Consider the following 18,084-nt stretch of genomic DNA (forward strand, 5'->3'; position numbering starts at 1 on the left):
TCGGCTGGACCGACGAGGGGCTGCTGCTGCTCCGGCCTCTCTACGGGACGTCGCTGCGCAAAGCGCTGTGGGACCCCGGCGCGGCCCTGCCGACGCCCGGACGGCTGGTGGAGGTCCTCGATCGGTTGCCCGAGGCCATCCTCGAGCTGCCCCGACGCACGAGCTGGACGGAGGGCGCCGCGCACTACGGAGCGCTCCTCGGTGCGGCCCTCCCGGAGGAGGCGGATCGGGTGGCTGGGCTCGCTGGCGAGGTCTCCCGGCTAACCGCCATGGGGGCCCCGGACGAGCCGGTGCACGGCGACTTCTACGAGGCGCAGCTGCTGGTCAGGGACGGCCAGATCACCGGGTTGCTCGACGTCGACACCGCCGGGCCGGGGCGCCGGGCCGATGACCTCGCCTGCGTCGTCGGTCACGTCGCCGTCCTCGGCACGATGCGCCCGGAGCACCGAGAGCGGCTGACCGCCCTGGCGGCGTCGTGGTTCGACGAGCTCGCGTTCCGCGGCGGCCGGAGGTCCGCCGCGTCCCACGGGTACCTCGGGAGGCAGGGCGCGCAGGCCGTTGACCCTGCCGACTTCGCAGCCAGGGTCGCTGGCGTCGTGCTCTCGCTCGCGACCGGACCTCATCGGGTGCAGGAGCGCGACTGGCAGGACTCGACCCGTCGTCGGCTCGACGTGGTGGAGCACTGGGTGGGCCGGGCGGGCCGCGGAGGAGAGGCATGAGGTGGTCGGGGGCTGGAGGGCGGCGGGCAGCTCGGACGTCAGGGCCAGCGGACGAGGTGCAGCCGGCCGTCACGGGCCTCGACAGCCTTGTCGACGAGCATCTTGACGGGGACGGTCTCCCGATGGCCTGCTGCCACGTCGGTCACCTGGACCGCATCGGCCGCGGCCTCGCGCTCCCCGATCACGGCGATGAGGTGATCGCGTCGGCGGCGTGCCTCTGCCACTCGCGCCCCCAGCGAGTCGTCGGGTCGCAGCTCGGCGCGGATCGCGTTGCTGCGCAAGGAGTCAACCAACGATCGCGCCGCGGGGTCCTGGGCCTCCGACACCGGCAGCACGGCGACTTGGACCGGCGCGAGCCAGAGCGGCAGCCGGCCCTGATATCGCTCGAGCAACGCTGCGACGACGCGCTCCATGGAACCGACGGTCCCGCGGTGGATCATGACGGGGCGATGCCGTTCCCCGTCCGCACCGTGGTAGGTCAGGTCGAACCGCTCAGGCAGGTTGAAGTCGAGCTGCACGGTCGCGATGGACTCCTCGTGGCCGCGGCCGTCACGGACCTGCAGGTCGAACTTCGGCCCGTAGAACGCGGCCTCGCCGGGTGCCTCGATGAGCTGTAGCCCAGCGTCTTCGAGGACCGCCCGACCAGCCTCCCGCAGCGCGGCCTCGGCGCCGCGCCACTGCTCCGGACTTCCGAGCCATGCGTCGGAGTCGTCGCGCATCGACAGGCGCACGTAGTCGACGGGCAGCCCGAGGATCCGCTGCGCCTCGATGGCGGCGCGGAGCCCGCGGGCCGCCTCCTCACCCGCCTGGTCGGGCCGGCAGAAGACGTGGGTGTCATCGAGGTGGATCTGACGCACGCGGCTCAGTCCCGAGACGACACCAGACCGCTCGGCGCGGAACATCGCTGCCAGCTCGTTGAAGCGAAGGGGCAGCTCGCGATAGGAGCGGCTCGCGGCCGCGTAGATGAGGGCGTGGTGCGGGCAGTTCGCCGGCCGGAGCACGAGTTCGTCGTCGGCGTCCTGTTCGCCGAGCCGCATCGCCGGGAACATGTCGTCGCTGAACTTGGCCAGGTGCCCGGACCGCTCGAAGAGCGCGCGCTTGCCGAGCACGGGGGAGTAGACGTCGAGGCACCCGTCACGGTGGGCGAGGTCCTTGGCGAGGCGCTGCAGCTCGGCGCGGATGACAGCCCCGTCAGGCAGCCACAGCGGCAGGCCGGAGCCGGCTAGTGGGTCGGTGGCGAAGATCCCGAGGTCGCGGCCCAGGTCTCGGTGGTCGATGGTGGCGTTCATGTCGTTCCTTCGGGTCGTGAGTCGACCGCGGAGACGACAACGCCCCGGAGTCGACTCCGGGGCGTGGGTGCTGGGGTGTTCAGTGCAGCATGGGCGCGCCGGAGGGATCCGGCGTCGTCGTCTGCACGTGGCGTTCCATGCGTGTCAGGATACCGACCTGGCCGTATGCCGCTCACCTCCTTTCTGACAAATGGCTCGCTCCGCGCGGTGTCCGGTCGTCAGACTCGAGGAGTGAGTGACGCGTTCGAGATCCGACCTGTCGACCTGCTCGATGTGGCCCAGACCGACGCCGCCGTGCGTTGGAATTCGGTCTTCGACGCGGTCCAGCAGGAGCTCTTCGGCGACCAGGGCAGTGAGTGGAGCCTGGCGGAGCTACGAGCCCTCCAGCGCAAGCCCGACACCAAACGGGCGTGCTTCGCGGCGTGGTCCGATGGGCAGGTTGTCGGTGCACTTCACGTCATGCTTCCCCTGCGGGACAACCTCCACCTCGCCGTCTTCTGGCCCGCGGTGGTTCCAGCCGCGCGGGGAAGGGGGATCGGATCCGCGCTCCTGGGAACCGCCGAGCGTGTGGCGACCGAGCATGGCCGGTCGGTCTTCCTCGTCGAGTCGGAGTGGGCCGGCGACGGCACCGACCTCGCGGAGGGCTTCGCGACCCGTCGCGGCTACGTCGTGGCCCAGACGATGCTGCGCAGCGAGATGGCGCTCCCGGCCGACGTATCCGGCCTCCGCGCGATCCTGGACTCGGCGGGGGCCGAGGACTACGCCATCGAGTCCGTCGTCGACGACCTCCCCGAGCAATGGCTGGAGGACCGGGCGGTCCTCGCCCAGCGGATGAGCACCGACGCACCAACCGACGACGTCGACTGGAAGGAGGAGGTGTGGGATGCCGAGCGGGTTCGCGCGGGCCATCAGGAAATGCGCTCGGCCGGTCGTCGGATCATCGAGTCCGTGGCCCGCGACCTCCCGACCGGGCGACTCGTCGGCTTCACCCGGGTCGAGGTGTCGCCGGAGAGCCCGGACCGGGCCTACCAGCAGGACACGCTCGTGCTGCGCGAGCATCGTGGGCACGGGCTCGGCGCGCGCCTCAAAGCGGCCAACGCGCTGCTGCTCATGGAGGCCCTGCCGACGGTGCGTGCGATCCGGACGTGGAATGCCGACTCAAACAGGCACATGCTCGCGGTAAACCGCGCGCTGGGCTACGCGGTCGACGGCTACAGCCGCGAGTGGCAGAAGCAGGTCTAGCAGCCGCCGTCGGACTTCCAGCAGTCGAGCGTGCAGTACCCGCCCGGGTTGGCTCCGGCGTTTACTGCACCCTGGACGGAGGGGCAGGGACGCGGAGTGCACGCTCGACGAGGAGCGAGCCCAGCGGCATAGGGGCATCTGCCCACGGCATAGGCTCGGGGGCATGTCTGACGAGCACGGCTTCTCAACGCGCGCCATCCACGCCGGCCAGGAGGCCGACGCCTCAACGGGCGCGGTCGTCCCACCGATCTACCAGGTCTCGACGTTCAAGCAGGACGGCATCGGCGGCTTCCGGGGCGGCTATGAGTACAGCCGATCGGCCAATCCGACCCGGACGGCGCTCGAGGAGTGCATCGCGGCGCTCGAGGGCGGCAGCCGCGGCTTCGCCTTCGCGTCCGGCCTCGCCGGCCAGGACTGTGTCGTCCGCTCCCTGCTCGTGCCCGGGGACCACGTCGTCGTGCCGAGTGACGCCTACGGCGGCACCTACCGCTACATCAACAGGGTCGCGCGCCCGGGTGGCATCGAGCACTCGATTGCGCGGATCAGCGACGTCGACGCGGTGCGCGCCGCCATCCAGCCCGGCCACACGAAGATGGTCTGGGTCGAGACCCCGACCAACCCTCTGCTCGGTGTGGCCGACATCGAGGCCATCGCCGAGGTGGCCCATGCGGCCGGGGCCGTCCTCGTCGTCGACAACACGTTCGCCACCGCCTATCTGCAGAACCCCATCGCGCTGGGCGCCGACATCGTCACCCACTCGACGACGAAGTACTCCGGCGGCCACAGCGACGTCGTCGGCGGCGCGGTCGTCACCGCTCCCGAGATCTCCGTCGCGGGCATGGAGGACGCCGAGGAGCGAATCGCCTTCCACCAGAACTCGATCGGCGGTGTTGCAGGCCCATTCGACTCCTGGTTGACACTGCGCGGCCTCAAGACCTTGGCGGTCCGCATGGAGCGGCACTGCGACAACGCGGAGAAGGTCGTCGACTTCCTCACCGGCCACGACGGCGTGTCCCAGGTCTTCTACCCGGGCCTCGAGTCGCACCACAACCACGACGTGGCGGCCCGGCAGATGAAGCGCTTCGGCGGGATGGTCTCGTTCCGGATGCGCAAGGGCGAGGACGCCGCGGTCAAGGCGTGCGCGGCCGTCCAGCTGTGGACCCTGGGCGAGTCGCTCGGCGGAGTCGAGTCGCTCATCGAGCATCCGGCCCGGATGACCCACGCCTCGGTCGCGGGCACGGAGCTCGAGGTTCCGGGCGACCTCATCCGCCTGTCCGTCGGCATCGAGGACGTCGACGACCTCATCGCCGACCTGCAAGAGGCCCTCGACATCCACGGCTGATCCCGCGACGCCAGCTCCCATGACGATCTTCACGGTCGACTTCGGCTCGACCTTCACGAAGGCCGCGCTCATCGCCGACGACGGCACGGTCCTCGGCACCGCCTCGACGCCGACGACGGGCACGCAGGGGCGGGGGAGTGAAGACATCCTCGACGGATACCGCGTGCTGCACGACCGCCTCGGGGTGCCTCACGGCGCGCACGTCCACGCCTGCTCCAGCGCCGGCGGCGGCCTGCGCCTCGCCGTCGTCGGCTATGAGCGCACCGTCACCGCCGAGGCAGGCCGCCGCGTCGGCCTGTCCGCGGGAGCCAAAGTGGTCCACGTCGCCGACGGGGCGTTGACGACGAAGGCGGTGAGCGGCATACGACATGCTCGTCCCGACATCATCCTGCTCGTCGGCGGCACGGACGGCGGCAACGCGGATGTCCTGCTGCACAATGCTGACCGTCTGGCCAAGGGCGCGATCGGCGGACACGGCCGTCACGCCGTGCCGATCGTCCTGGCCGGCAACATCGACGCCCGGTCCGAGGCGACCGCGCTCCTCGAGGCAGCGGGGCGGCCGGTGATCCACGCCGACAACGTGCTGCCGCAGATCGGCCTCATCGCGCCAGACTCCGCACGGGCGGCGATCCGCGAGGCGTTCCTCCGGCACGTCATCGGTGGGAAGGGCCTGTCGCGGGAGGCAGCGTTCGGGCAGATGGTCGAGGGCCCGACGCCCGACGCCGTGCTCCGGGGCGTCGAGGTCGTCGCGGACGTGCGCGGCGACGGCGACGTCATGGTCGTCGACATCGGTGGTGCGACGACCGACGTCTACTCGGTCATCACTCCCGAGGGCGAGGACGCGAGCCTGCGCAAGGACGTGGTGGCGCCGCTCTGGCATGCGCGCACGGTGGAGGGCGACCTCGGGATGCGGTGGAACGCCGAGCACGTCGTCGAGGCGGCCGAGTCCGAGGGCCTGCTCGGGTCCGTGGGTGATCCCGAGGCACTGCGGTCGTATGCCGCCCACATCCACGAGCGCCCGCGCTCACTCCCAGCCGACGACGGCGAGCGCCGCCTCGACCTCGAGCTGGCGCGGCTGGCGGCCCTGGTTGCCGTGCGGCGGCATGCCAGACCAGGTCAGCCGACGGAGTCCCCCCGTCCACTCGCGAACGTGACCACGCTTGTCGGATCCGGTGGCGTGCTGCGGCACACCGACGACGCCGGTCGGGCGGACGTGCTCGGCGCCGTGCTGGCCGACCATGCCGGTGGCTGGAAGGTGCCGCGCTCGGCGTCGGCCACGGTCGACGAGGCGTACCTGCTCTATGCCATCGGCCTGCTGGACGCACACGACCCGGCCCTGGCCCGAGCGGTCGCCGCCCAGCTCGCCTGAGGACGCCAGACGTTCGCCGGGGCGAAGTTGTACTGGGTCGAAGGGAGGTTTCGCCGACACAGGTTCGCCCTGGCGGAGTTGACGTGGCGGCGCGGACTGCCCCCTCGACGAAGGGGCGGGAGGGCTGGGAGTGCAGCGGCCTCGGGAGCGAGCACAGCGGCATACACAAAAGTGCAGTCCCCGCCCCGCGGGAACTGCACTTTCGCTGGCGACTCAGCTGGTGTAGGGCTTGGCCTCGAGGATCTTGACCTCGATGGTCTTGCCGGTCGGCGCTTCGTAGCTCGTCATGTCGCCGACGGCCTTGCCGTTGACCGCGGCGCCCATCGGGGACTTCTCGGAGAAGACCTGGAGGTCGCCGTCGGCGATCTCGCGGTTGCCGAGGACGAAGGTCTCCTTGTCGCCGAAGATCTCGACCGTCACGATCATGCCCGGCTCGACGACACCGTCGTCGGGCGGGGTCTCGCCCACCACCGCGCTGTGCAACAGCTCCTGGAGCTGGCGGATACGGGCCTCCATCTTGCCCTGTTCCTCGCGGGCGGCGTGGTAGCCGCCGTTCTCCTTGAGGTCGCCCTCCTCGCGGGCCTCCTCGATCTTGCGGGCGATGTTCAGGCGACCTTCCCCCGTCAGCTGGTCCAACTCAGCCTTGAGGCGGTCATAGGCCTCCTTCGTGAGGAAGCCAGCGGCAGTCTCGGTCACGGTCATAACTCCTCGATGTACCAGCGCCCACGCGGTGCTCGCGTGGGCGCCTGTTCGTTCGACTCACCAATAAAGGGGGCCGGACCGATCTGCACCAGCATGAAAGGTGAGTGGTCGCGACCCGTGGTGAAAGACCTAGGATAGCAAAATCCGCGTCGCCCGCGCAGTCACGGCGCCACGACGCAGGTCTTGACGTCTCCCGTGACCGCTCGGCTCGTCGTCCGCAACGCCACCGACGTCCGGGTCGAGTCCGCTCCGGCCAGCTCGACCGGGACATCGGTCGACCCCACGACCGCGAAGTCCCCGGCCAGGGCCTGGACCGTGCAGGTGAGGTCCTCGCCGCCAGGGCTGTGCACCTCGAAGTCGACCCGCACGCTGTCATCGTCGACAACCTTGTAGCCCGTCACCTGCCAGGTGGGCAGCCCCACCGTGGCAGACAGCCCGAACCAGATGGCCAGCGCGACGCCGATGGCGATCCCGATGCTGCCGATGACCCACCACTTGAGGGTTCCGGGGGCGGTGCGGGGGAGCGGCATGTGTGGTCCTGGCCTGATGAGAGGATGGCGCGGTGACACCGGGCCCGTCGGTCGACGGGTGGGCCGGGAAACCGTCCACGAGACGGTGAGAACGATACGACGAGCCAGATGAATGACGAACAGGGAGCCAGGGAACACGGTGTTCGAGGGCCTGCGGCTGATGGCGGTGCACGCGCACCCGGATGACGAGTCGAGCAAGGGCGCCGCGACGACGGCGAAGTACGTCGCCGCTGGTGCCTCGGTGATGGTCGTGTCGTGCACCGGAGGTGAGCGCGGCGACATCCTCAACGAGAAGCTGAAGAACGACCCGCAGATCCTGCGTGACATCGCTCAGGTCCGCCGGGACGAGATGAAGGCGGCGCAGGAGGTGCTCGGCTGCGAGCACACGTGGCTCGGGTTCGTCGACTCCGGACTGCCCGAGGGTGACCCCCTCCCGCCGCTGCCCGACGGCTGCTTCGCGCTCGAGGACCTCGACGTGACGACTGAGGCCCTGGTGCGCGTGATCCGCGAGTGGCGACCGCACGTGATGACGACGTACGACGAGAAGGGCGGCTACCCGCATCCCGACCACATCATGAACCACACCGTGGCCATGTCCGCCTTCGAGGCGGCCGGCGACCCGGCCCGATACCCGCACGCCGGCGAGCCGTGGCAGCCACTCAAGATCTACTACAACGGCGGGTGGACGAAGGAGCGCCTCACCACGATCCACGAGGCGCTGTTGGCCGAGGGCTTTGAGAGCCCCTACGCCGAGTGGCTGGCAAACTGGCAGCCCCGGCGCGCGAGCGGGGTCATGACGCAGATCCAGTGCGGCGAGTTCTTCGAGACCCGCGACCGCGCGCTGCTCGCCCACGCCACGCAGGTGGACCCGGACGGCTTCTGGTTCCAGGTGCCGCGCGAGCTCCAGCAGCGCGTGTGGCCCGTGGAGGAGTTCGAGCTCGCCATCTCCTACGTCCCGGTCGAGCTGCCGGAGGAGGAGCTCTTCGACGGCCTCGGCTCGGCTGCCGAGGCCGACGCACTGGCCAAGGGCGGGCAGCTGGAGCTCGCCTACGACGGGCGGCTCACCCCGGACGACGAGGAGCGGTTCGACCCGGCTGAGCGGATCGAGCATCCCAACGAGCCGGCGGAAGGAGACGAGGGCTGATGGGTGGAAGCGGCAACCTGCCGATCGGGCCGGGCGTGTGGGGTTTCCTGGCCCTGTTCGTGCTCGCCATCGCGCTGTGGCTCCTGGTGCGCAACATGAACTCCCGCCTGCGCAGGATGGCCTACCGCGAGCATGAGCGCGTCGAGGCCGAGCGCGCGGCCGACGATGCAAAGACGAAGCAGGGCCTCGACTCCACCGACGAGACCGACGAGGGACCCGAGTCCACCGAAAAGGGCTGATCGGCGTATTGCCGGTTGAGGAGGGGTCAGGCCATCGAGGGGGCGGCGACGATGGCCAGGGTCACCGCGGCGAAATGGGCCATGAAACCGCCGAGCGTGAACGCGTGGAACACCTCGTGGAAGCCGAACCAGCGCGGTGACGGGTTGGGACGCTTGGCGCCGTAGACGATGCCGCCAGCCGTGTAGAGCAGCCCGCCCATCGCGATGAGCGACCCGACGAGCGGACCGCCGGACCTCCAGAACGGCACCACGTAGAACACCGCCGCCCACCCCAGGGCGATGTAGAGGGCGGTATAGAGCCAGCGCGGCGCGCCCGTCCACACGATCCGGAAGGCAACCCCGGCGATCGCCGCACCCCAGATGATGGTCAGCAGCAACCGGGCCTCGTCGTCCGGCAGGAGCGTCACCGCGAACGGCGTGTACGTGCCGGCGATGATGAGGTAGATGTTGGAGTGGTCGAACCGCTTGAGCAGAGCCGCCATCCGCGGCCCCCAGGTCCCCCGGTGGTATACGGCCGACACCCCGAAGAGGAGCGTGGCGCACACGGTGAACACGGCGGCGGCCGTCCGGACTGCGCCGGGATCCGAGATGAGGACGAGGACGATCCCGCCGATCAGAGCCACGGGGAACATGCCCAGGTGCAGCCAGCCACGCAGCCGCGGCTTGACGGCGGCGACGAGGTCGGACACGGCTCCTGCAGATCGGTTCGGGGTCTCGTCCATGACATGCAGTGTACCTACGCAACCGTAGGTTACGCGCCCGTAACACGCTGTCGAGCCCCAAAGGCACACCCCAGCAGTGCCGCCGTGGGAGCGGAGTAACGTTGGAATCGGCCCGCGCTCGGGGCTCGATCGCGACGACGGAGGCGAGGGGAGACCCAGTGGGTTGGCGGGATCTGGTCTACGGCGCGTACGAGCGCCGCGTGCTCAAGGACCTGCCCCGTGAGGCCCTGCCGCGACACGTCGCCGTCATGCTCGACGGCAACCGGCGGTGGGCCAAGGCGCGCGGCGCCGGCACCGCGCACGGCCACCAGGCCGGGGCGGACAAGATCGAGGACCTGCTCGAGTGGTGCGAGGAGGTGGGAGTCGAGTACGTCACCCTGTGGCTGCTCTCGACGGACAACCTGCAACGCGAGGAGGCGGAGCTCGGGCCGCTGCTCAAGATCATCGAGAACGCCGTGGCGGACCTCGCCGCAACCGGTCGCTGGCGGCTTCGTCTGGCCGGCGCCGCGGACCTGCTTCCCACGGAGACCGCGGAGAGCCTGCAGCGCTCTGCGGCCCTGACCGAGGGCGTATCAGGGATGACGGTCAACATCGCCGTGGCCTATGGGGGCCGGCGCGAGATCGCTGACGCCGTGCGGGACCTGCTGCTCGAGCACGCCGCCAAGGGCGAGACCATCGAAGAGATCGCAGCCGCCCTCTCGGCTGCCGATATCGCCGCTCACCTCTACACCAAGGGGCAGCCCGATCCCGACCTCGTCATCCGCACGTCCGGTGAGCAGCGGCTGGGCGGCTTCCTCCTCTGGCAGAGCGCGACCTCGGAGTTCTACTTCTGTGAGGCCTACTGGCCCGACTTCCGCCACGTCGATTTCCTCCGGGCCCTGCGCGCGTACGCCGGCCGGCACCGGAGGCACGGCGCCTGACGAGTTGGGGGCGGCGCGAACTGGGTCGGTGAACTCTGCGCGACACGACGCCAAGATGTCGTGCGAACCCCGCCCCCGCGACGTACCGTCAAGGCAGCGGAGACACCCGTCCCCGCCACCAGGAGGCCCGCGCATGAGGCAGACGCTTCGGACGGAGGGCCGGGTGCGGCCCCGTCGGTGCAGGGCCACCCGGAACCTCGCGAGCGAGTAGGCGCCACGAGCGCGCCGGCAAGGAGCGGGCATGGCCTCGAAGACCCAGGCGGAACACCAGGTCTCCAACGACACCACCACCTCGTCCGACGCAGTGCCGAGCCGCCAACGCTCCACCCGCAAGCGCACACCGGATCGCAAGACCTACGTCCTCGACACCTCCGTGCTGCTGTCAGACCCCCGGGCCATGCTCCGCTTCGCCGAGCACGAGGTGGTGCTGCCGGTCGTCGTCGTCACCGAGCTGGAGGGGAAGCGTCACCACCCGGAGCTCGGCTTCTTCGCTCGGCAGGCGCTGCGGCTGCTCGACGACCTGCGGATCAGCGAGGGACGCCTCGACAAGCCGGTCCCGGTCGGCGATGACGGGGGCTCCCTCCGGGTCGAGCTCAACCACACCGACCCCATGGCGCTGCCGGCCGGCTTCCGGCTCGCCGACAACGACACGCGAATTCTCGCGGTGGCCAAGAACCTGGCCAACGACGGCTGCGACGTGACGGTGGTCAGCAAGGACCTGCCGATGCGGGTCAAGGCCTCGGCCTGCGGGCTCGACGCCGAGGAGTACCGGCACGAGCAGGGCGTCGACTCCGGGTGGACCGGCATGGACGAGCTCGAGATCACAGCCGAGGAGCTGGACCAGCTCTACGACCGCGGCCGCATCGAGCACGCAGGCGCCGCCGACCTGCCCTGCCACACGGGGCTCGTCCTCCTCTCGTCGCGTGGGAGCGGGCTGGGGCGCGTGGGAGCGGACAAGCAGATCCGGCTCGTGCGGGGGGACAGGGACGCCTTCGGGCTGCACGGTCGGAGCGCCGAGCAGCGGATCGCGCTCGACCTGCTGCTCGACCCCGACGTGGGGATCATCTCGCTCGGCGGTCGCGCCGGGACGGGCAAGTCGGCGCTCGCCCTGTGTGCGGGGCTCGAGTCCGTCATGGAGCGTCGCGTCCAGCGCAGGGTCCTCGTGTTCCGGCCGCTCTTTGCCGTCGGTGGCCAGGAGCTCGGCTACCTGCCCGGCACCGAGCAGGAGAAGATGAATCCGTGGGGTCAGGCGGTCTTCGACACGCTGAGCGCCCTGGTGTCGCCGGAGGTTGTCGACGAGGTGTTGGACCGTGGGCTGCTCGAGGTGCTGCCGCTGACTCACATTCGTGGTCGCAGCCTGCACGACGCCTTCGTCATCGTCGACGAGGCGCAGTCCCTCGAGCGCAACGTCCTGCTCACCGTCCTCTCGCGGATCGGCCAGAACTCCAAGGTGGTGCTCACGCACGACGTGGCCCAGCGCGACAACCTGCGCGTGGGTCGGCATGACGGCGTCGCCGCGGTGATCGAGAAGCTCAAGGGCCATCCGCTCTTCGCCCACGTCACCCTGACCCGGAGCGAGCGCAGCCCGATCGCTGCCCTCGTCACCGATCTCCTGGAGGGCCCGGACGCGTGACGGAGGGCTTGGCGGCTGCATTGTGATCTGCCTCACATGGCGGATCACAGGTGCCCGCACCCTCGATGCTGGACGTTTGGTCTCAAAGCGGTAACCTTCGGCTCAGCCCCTCCACCAGGTCCGGCTCCGTGCATTTGGGGGAGATCCGCTTGCGGGTCCCACGGAGACCTGACCGCACCGACACGTCGATCAGGAAGGTCGAGCCTCTCCCCATGGCCCGGTACGTAGGTCGCCATCGCGCCCAGCCATCGACATCGGCCCCATCCGTCCCCCCGGCGCCCTCGCCTGCTCGCCCACCGTCCCACCGTCCGCCACCACGTCACGAGGCTGCTGTTGACCGGATGGACGCGGCGCCGACGAGGCGCACAGCCGCGCGCGGAGATCGGCATGCCGCTCCTCGGGGTCGGCACGCAACCTCTGAGATCGGTCGCCACGAGGCCCCCGAGTTCGGTCGTCACGAGGTCCTCGAGTTCGGTCGTCACGAGGCCCGTGACTCCGGTCGCCACCTGGCGCCACCACCCACGGCGGACGCGCTCTATGACCAGGTGTCCCTGCGCGCTCGCGGTGTCGAGCGCCCGCGCCTCGCCGCAGACCCCGGGAGGCCCGTCCTCACCCGCCGCGCCCTGAAGGAACGGTCCAACCCGCCGCGGCGAGCCGGTCGTCCCGTCCTCGTCGGCACCTTGGCGATCAGCCTCGGCGCCACGGCCGTCGGGTTCGCCACGGCTGACCTGGGGAAGGCCGAGGCCGCCTTCGTCGTCGGCGACAGCGTCGTGGCGCAGACCGCCGAGCTGTCCCGGACCACGACCGTTGACATGACGTACCGGGCGGCCGCGTCGGTCTCCCGGAACGAGCGGCGCACGGCCATCGTCGCCACTGGGCTGCGCTCCGCCGCCGCGCTCGAGAAGAAGCAGAAGGAAGAGGCCGCCAAGCGGGCCGAGGCCAAGCGCCTCGCCGAGGAGAAGGCGGAGCGGGAGCGGATGCGGGAGCAGGTCATCGCCAACGCGAAGCAGAACCCGCAGGCCGCCGCCCGCATCCTCATGGCCGACCGTGGCTGGACCAGCGACGCCCAGTTCAACTGCCTCGTCAACCTCTGGAACGGCGAGAGCGGCTGGCGGTGGTGGGCGGAGAACCCGAGCTCCGGCGCCTACGGCATCCCGCAGTCCCTGCCGGCGAGCAAGATGGCGACCTTCGGCTCCGACTACCGCTCCAACCCGATCACCCAGATCAAGTGGGGGCTCTGGTACATCGAGCAGGCCTACGGGTCGCCGTGCAACGCCTACTCGACCTGGCTCGCTCGCTCTCCGCACTGGTACTGAGGTAGGTGACGCCAGGGGCACTCGGGGAACGCCGGGCGCCCGAGCGAGCTCAGCGGCATACGGTCAGATTTTCCTCAGGCGGACGCGCCTGACCTCGTGGTTCTCGCCCTTGGAGAGCACCAGCGTTGCCCGTGAACGGGTGGGCAGGATGTTCTGCACGAGGTTGGGCCCGTTGATCTCGCGCCAGATCCCGTTCGCCGTGGCGACGGCCTCGGCGTCGGAGAGCGCCGCGTAACGGTGGAAGTACGAGTTCGGGTCGGAGAAGGCCGTCTGGCGCAGGCGAAGGAACCGCTGGACGTACCACTTGCGGATGTCGTCGACCCACCCGTCGACGTAGACGGAGAAGTCGAAGAAGTCACTCACCGCCAGTCCGGTACCGCGGACCGGGTGCACCTCGGGAGCCTGCAACACGTTGAGTCCCTCGACGATGAGCACGTCGGGCTGGCGCACCACGATCTGCTCGCCGGGGACGATGTCGTAGGTCAGGTGCGAGTAGACGGGCGCGGTGACCTCGGCCTTGCCGGACTTGACCTCGGCGACGAAGCGCAGCAGTGCCCGGCGGTCGTAGGACTCCGGGAAGCCCTTGCGCTGGAGCAGGCCACGCGCCTCCAGCTCGGCGTTGGGGAAGAGGAAACCGTCGGTCGTGACGAGCTCGACGCGCGGCGTGTCCGGCCAGCGGGCGAGCATCTCACGCAGGATGCGGGCGGTGGTCGACTTGCCGACCGCGACCGAGCCGGCGACCCCGATGACGAACGGGGTCTTGGCGGGGCGCTCGCCGAGGAACGTGGTCGTCACGTCGTGCAGCTCTCGCGTCGCGCCGACGTAGAAGTTGAGCAGCCGCGAGAGCGGGAGGTAGACCTCCTCCACCTCGTTGAGGTCGACGCGATCGCCGAGGCCCCGCAGGCGGGCCAGGTCGTTCTCGTCGAGGACGAGGGGGTAGTTCTTGCGGAGGCGGGACCACGCCGCACGGTCGAGCTCGACGTAGGGCGAGGGCAGGGTCGTCGGGACCTGCCCGTTCGGGCCGTCGTCCTCGATGACGACCGCTTCCGTCAGGTCGTCTCGACGGGATGGCTGCGACACCCTGCCATTCTTGCCGACGTCGGCCGCCAGCGTGGACTTGGGCCGTCTGGTGGTCCCTTAGGCTGTTCCGCATGTGTGGAATCGTTGGCTATGTCGGCAGAACGCAAGACGGCACGGCGCTCGACGTCGTCATGGAGGGACTGGCTCGACTCGAGTACCGGGGCTACGACTCCGCCGGGGTGGCCCTCATCGATGGCGACCACGTGGAGACCCGCAAGAAGTCGGGCAAGCTCGCCAACCTTCGGAACGAGATCGAGGCGGACCCGCTGCCGCTGTCGACGACCGGCATCGGCCACACCCGCTGGGCCACCCACGGCGGCCCGACGGACGACAACGCCCACCCACACCGCGGCGGGGCGGACGGCAAGCTGGCCCTCATCCACAACGGGATCATCGAGAACTTCCACGCCCTGAAGAGCGGGCTGATCGCGGATGGTGTCACCTTCTCCAGCGAGACCGACACCGAGGTCGTCGCCCACCTGCTTGCCCGTGCCTATGAGGACAAGGGCGACCTCACCGAGGCGATGCGGACGGTCGTGGCGGACCTCGAGGGAGCCTTCACCCTGCTCGCCATCCATGCCGACCAGCCCGGCGTGGTCGTCGGGGCCCGGCGCAACAGCCCCCTCGTCGTGGGCCTCGGGGAGGAGGGCAACTACCTCGGCTCGGACGTCGCGGCCTTCATCGGCCACACCCGCCACGCCCTCGAGCTCGCCCAGGACCAGATCGTCACGATCACGCCCGACGGGGCGACGGTGATCGGCTTCGACGGCTCGACCGCCGAGGGCAAGGCCTACGAGGTGACGTGGGATGCCGCCGCCGCCGAGAAGGGCGGTTACGCGACCTTCATGGAGAAGGAGATCAACGACCAGCCCCACGCCGTGCGTGACACCCTGCTCGGGCGGACCGACCCGGACGGTCGGCTGGTCCTGGACGAGCTGCGCATCTCGGAGGAGCAGCTCAAGGCCGTCGACCGAATCACCATCGTCGCCTGCGGCACCGCCGCCTACGCGGGCATGACGGCGAAGTACGCCATCGAGCACTGGACGCGCATCCCGGTCGAGGTGGCGCTCGCCCATGAGTTCCGGTACTGCGACCCGATCGTCGACGAGCGCACCCTCGTCGTGTCGATCAGCCAGTCCGGCGAGACGATGGACACGCTCATGGCGGTCAAGCACGCCCGCGATCTCGGTGCCCTGACGATCTCGATCTGCAACACGCACGGCTCGACGATCCCGCGGGAGTCCGATGCGGTGCTCTACACCCACGCCGGGCCCGAGATCGCCGTGGCGTCGACGAAGGCCTTCCTCGCCCAGATCACCGCCTCCTACATTCTCGGGCTCTACCTCGCCCAGCTCCGCGGCGGCGCCTACGCCGACGATGCACAGGCGGTCATGAAGGAGCTCGCTGACATCCCGGGCAAGATCGAGAAGGTCCTCGGCCAGATGGGAAGGGTCAAGGAGATCGCCGGATTCATGGCGGACACCCGCGCCGTCCTCTTCCTCGGGAGGCACGTCGGCTATCCCGTCGCGATGGAGGGGGCGCTCAAGCTCAAGGAGCTCGCGTACATCCACGCCGAGGGCTTCGCGGCCGGCGAGCTCAAGCACGGGCCGATCGCGCTCGTCGAGCCTGGGCAGCCGGTCTTTGTCATCGTCCCGTCGCCGACGAGCGAGCACGGCCTGCACGGCAAGGTCGTCTCCAACATCCAGGAGATCCGGGCCCGTGGTGCCCGCACCCTCGTCATCGCCGAGGAAGGCGACGAGGCCGTCGTCCCGTTCGCCGACGAGGTGATCCGGGTGCCCGCGACGTCCTCGCTGCTCGCTCCTCTGCTCACGGTCGTGCCGCTCCAGGTCTTTGCCCTCTGGCTCTCGACGGCCAAGGGTCTCGACGTTGACCAGCCGCGCAACCTCGCCAAGTCCGTCACGGTCGAGTGACGGCCCGGTGATGACGCTCGGCGGTGCGGTGCTGGCCCGTGGCGGCCGGGTCGAGAGCGGTCAGGTCGGGACGGGGTTGACGTGATCGTCGGGGTGGGCATCGACGTCGTCGACATCGCACGGTTCGAGGAGACGCTCGCACGCACGCCCGCCCTTCGCGAGCGGCTCTTCACGACGGAGGAGCGCGGGCTGGGGATCGCCTCCCTCGCCGCACGGTTCGCGGCAAAGGAGGCGCTGGCGAAGTCGCTCGGCGCCCCCGCCGGGTTGCAGTGGACGGACGCCCGCGTCGTCACCAACGATGAGGGCAGGCCGTACCTCGAGATCGGCGGCTCCGTCCAGTCGCGGGCCAACGACCTCGGCGTCGACCGGTTCCACGTCTCCCTGTCCCACGACGCGGGCGTCGCGTCGGCTGTCGTCATCGCGGAGGGCTGATGATCCGGGCGCTTGCGGTCGCCGACGTGCGTGCCGTCGAGGCGGCGGCCATGGCCGGGCTCCCCGAGGGGGAGCTGATGAGCCGCGCGGCCGAGGGGCTCGCACACATCGCCGCGGCCAGGCTCGTGGAGCGTGATGGGCGCACCGTCGTCGCGCTCATCGGCGCGGGTGACAACGGGGGAGACAGCCTGTATGCCGCTGGGCTCCTTTCTGACACCGGCTTTGCTTGCGCTGTGGTGCTGTTGCCCGAGTCCGGGCGGGCGGGAGTCCACGCCTTGGGACTGCAGGCCGCCGAGCTCGCCGGGGCCACCGTGCTGGTCGCTGCCGAGGATCCCGCTCTTGCGGCCCGGGTCGTGGCCGAGGCCGACCTCGTCCTGGACGGCATCGTCGGGATCGGCGGGAAGCCGGGGCTCCGCCCGGCTGCGGCCGCCCTCGTCGACGCGATCGCGGACGACGCCTGGGTCATCGCCGTCGACGTGGCGAGCGGTCTCGACCCCGACGGCATGGAGGCCGACGACGACGCGGTGTGGGCGGACGAGACGGTGACCTTCGGTGTCCCGAAGCCGGCCGCCCTCCTTCCGGCCGGCGAGTCGGCGACCGGCCGGCTCACCGTCGTCGACATCGGGCTAGCGACCGACGACGTCGCTGCTGCGGTGGAGCGGCTGACGTACGACGACGTGGCCGACCTCTGGCCCGTGCCGGGACCGGCCGACGACAAGTACTCCCGTGGCGTGCTCGGCGTCGTCGCCGGGGGTGAGTCCTTCAGCGGCGCGGCGGTGCTGGCGGTCACCGCTGCCGTCGAGTCGGGGGTCGGGATGGTCCGCTACGTCGGCACACCAACCCCAACAGGTCTCGTGCGAGGCAGCGTTCCCGAGGCCGTGATTGGCGAGGGTCAGGTGCAGGCGTGGGTCGTCGGCCCTGGCCTCGACCCCGAGTCGACCGGTGAGGCGGCTGAGGCCCAGTTGCGGGTGGCGCGGGAGGCCCTCGCTGGGGACCTGCCGATGGTCGTCGACGCCGGCGGCCTCGACCTGGTGACCGGCAGGCGGACGGCGCCGACCCTGCTCACGCCGCACGCGGGAGAGCTCGCCCGCCTCGTGACCCGGCTTTCGGGGTCAACCAACCGGAATCAGGAACCGGGTGACGGTGGGACGAGCACGACGTCCGGTGGAGATCCGGTTGGTCGACCCGTCAGGCGGGAGGACGTGGAGCGGGAGCCGGTCCGGCACGCCCGGCTCGCGGCCGAGCTGACCGGGGCGACGGTTCTCCTCAAGGGCTCGACCACACTCGTCGTCGGGCCCGAGCGGGACGGGCCGGTGCGCTCCCAGGCTGACGCCCCTGCCTGGCTGGCCACGGCTGGTGCGGGCGACGTGCTCGCCGGGGTGGCCGGCACCCTGCTCGCAGCGGGCCTGGACCCGCTCGACGCTGGATCGCTCGCAGCACTCGTCCACGGCGTCGCGGCCGACCGCGCGTCCGG

The 18,084-nt window shown here is 70.4% G+C and carries 17 protein-coding genes; 12 read left to right on the top strand and 5 right to left on the bottom strand.

Translation table 11 applies throughout. The features are described 5' to 3' along the window. A partial coding sequence (locus tag VIR15_RS02655; protein WP_331925921.1) for a phosphotransferase occupies positions 1–719 on the top strand: 719 nt, incomplete at its 5' end. 38 nt (positions 720–757) lie between these two features. On the opposite strand, the gene thrS is transcribed toward VIR15_RS02655, so the two are convergent. After that, positions 758–2,008 carry a threonine--tRNA ligase gene (gene thrS, locus VIR15_RS02660; RefSeq protein WP_331925922.1) on the bottom strand — a complete coding sequence of 417 codons (1,251 nt, stop codon included), beginning with the start codon at positions 2,006–2,008 and terminating at the stop codon, positions 758–760. Positions 2,009–2,239: 231 nt separating this feature from the next. On the opposite strand from thrS, the gene VIR15_RS02665 reads away from it, so the two are divergent. The 3 genes from VIR15_RS02665 (at position 2,240) to VIR15_RS02675 (ending at position 5,961) form a co-directional block, all read left to right on the top strand. Beyond that, on the top strand, positions 2,240–3,250 hold the full coding sequence (locus VIR15_RS02665; RefSeq protein WP_331925923.1) for a GNAT family N-acetyltransferase: 1,011 nt from the start codon (positions 2,240–2,242) through the stop codon (positions 3,248–3,250). Positions 3,251–3,413: 163 nt separating this feature from the next. Beyond that, positions 3,414–4,592, top strand: a complete 1,179-nt coding sequence (locus VIR15_RS02670) for a cystathionine gamma-synthase (protein ID WP_331925924.1) — start codon at positions 3,414–3,416, stop codon at positions 4,590–4,592. 19 nt (positions 4,593–4,611) lie between these two features. Then, positions 4,612–5,961: a glutamate mutase L gene (locus VIR15_RS02675; protein ID WP_331925925.1), complete on the top strand. Its 1,350-nt coding sequence runs from the start codon at positions 4,612–4,614 to the stop codon at positions 5,959–5,961. A 213-nt stretch (positions 5,962–6,174) separates the two neighbouring features. Here VIR15_RS02675 and greA read toward each other — a convergent pair whose 3' ends face one another. Together greA and VIR15_RS02685 are read right to left on the bottom strand one after the other, a co-directional pair. Beyond that, positions 6,175–6,663, bottom strand: a complete 489-nt coding sequence (greA, locus tag VIR15_RS02680) for a transcription elongation factor GreA (RefSeq protein ID WP_331925926.1) — start codon at positions 6,661–6,663, stop codon at positions 6,175–6,177. 161 nt (positions 6,664–6,824) lie between these two features. Then, a complete protein-coding gene (locus VIR15_RS02685) occupies positions 6,825–7,193 on the bottom strand; it encodes a DUF4307 domain-containing protein (protein ID WP_331925927.1) in 369 nt (122 codons plus the stop codon). 112 nt (positions 7,194–7,305) lie between these two features. On the opposite strand from VIR15_RS02685, the gene mca reads away from it, so the two are divergent. Together mca and VIR15_RS02695 are read left to right on the top strand one after the other, a co-directional pair. Then, positions 7,306–8,337 carry a mycothiol conjugate amidase Mca gene (mca, locus tag VIR15_RS02690; protein ID WP_331925928.1) on the top strand — a complete coding sequence of 344 codons (1,032 nt, stop codon included), beginning with the start codon at positions 7,306–7,308 and terminating at the stop codon, positions 8,335–8,337. Then, entirely contained in the window at positions 8,337–8,576 is a 240-nt protein-coding gene (locus VIR15_RS02695) for a hypothetical protein (RefSeq protein WP_331925929.1), read from the top strand. The genes mca and VIR15_RS02695 overlap by 1 nt, the downstream gene beginning before the upstream one ends. Before the next feature lie 26 nt (positions 8,577–8,602). Here VIR15_RS02695 and trhA read toward each other — a convergent pair whose 3' ends face one another. Beyond that, on the bottom strand, positions 8,603–9,298 hold the full coding sequence (gene trhA, locus VIR15_RS02700) for a PAQR family membrane homeostasis protein TrhA (RefSeq protein ID WP_331925930.1): 696 nt from the start codon (positions 9,296–9,298) through the stop codon (positions 8,603–8,605). A 158-nt stretch (positions 9,299–9,456) separates the two neighbouring features. On the opposite strand from trhA, the gene VIR15_RS02705 reads away from it, so the two are divergent. The 3 genes from VIR15_RS02705 (at position 9,457) to VIR15_RS02715 (ending at position 13,167) form a co-directional block, all read left to right on the top strand. After that, entirely contained in the window at positions 9,457–10,218 is a 762-nt protein-coding gene (locus VIR15_RS02705) for an isoprenyl transferase (RefSeq protein ID WP_331925931.1), read from the top strand. A 397-nt stretch (positions 10,219–10,615) separates the two neighbouring features. Next, the gene (phoH2, locus tag VIR15_RS02710; protein ID WP_414654903.1) at positions 10,616–11,851 is read left to right on the top strand and encodes an RNA 5'-3' helicase PhoH2; all 1,236 of its coding nucleotides are present in this window, start codon (positions 10,616–10,618) and stop codon (positions 11,849–11,851) included. Positions 11,852–12,192: 341 nt separating this feature from the next. Then, the gene (locus VIR15_RS02715; protein ID WP_331925933.1) at positions 12,193–13,167 is read left to right on the top strand and encodes an aggregation-promoting factor C-terminal-like domain-containing protein; all 975 of its coding nucleotides are present in this window, start codon (positions 12,193–12,195) and stop codon (positions 13,165–13,167) included. A 63-nt stretch (positions 13,168–13,230) separates the two neighbouring features. On the opposite strand, the gene coaA is transcribed toward VIR15_RS02715, so the two are convergent. Next, positions 13,231–14,202, bottom strand: coding sequence for a type I pantothenate kinase (gene coaA, locus VIR15_RS02720; RefSeq protein ID WP_414654904.1), 972 nt, complete (start codon positions 14,200–14,202; stop codon positions 13,231–13,233). Between the two features lie 116 nt (positions 14,203–14,318). Here coaA and glmS point away from each other — a divergent pair, with 116 nt between their 5' ends. The 3 genes from glmS to VIR15_RS02735 form a co-directional block, all read left to right on the top strand. Then, positions 14,319–16,178 carry a glutamine--fructose-6-phosphate transaminase (isomerizing) gene (gene glmS, locus VIR15_RS02725; RefSeq protein ID WP_331925934.1) on the top strand — a complete coding sequence of 620 codons (1,860 nt, stop codon included), beginning with the start codon at positions 14,319–14,321 and terminating at the stop codon, positions 16,176–16,178. 81 nt (positions 16,179–16,259) lie between these two features. After that, entirely contained in the window at positions 16,260–16,610 is a 351-nt protein-coding gene (locus VIR15_RS02730) for a holo-ACP synthase (RefSeq protein WP_331925935.1), read from the top strand. Continuing rightward, positions 16,610–18,084 (top strand): bifunctional ADP-dependent NAD(P)H-hydrate dehydratase/NAD(P)H-hydrate epimerase (locus tag VIR15_RS02735; RefSeq protein ID WP_331925936.1); only part of this gene is annotated, 1,475 nt, incomplete at its 3' end. The genes VIR15_RS02730 and VIR15_RS02735, both read left to right, overlap by 1 nt.

The sequence above is a fragment of the Intrasporangium sp. genome, assembly GCF_036566125.1.
Lineage (GTDB): Bacteria > Actinomycetota > Actinomycetes > Actinomycetales > Dermatophilaceae > Intrasporangium.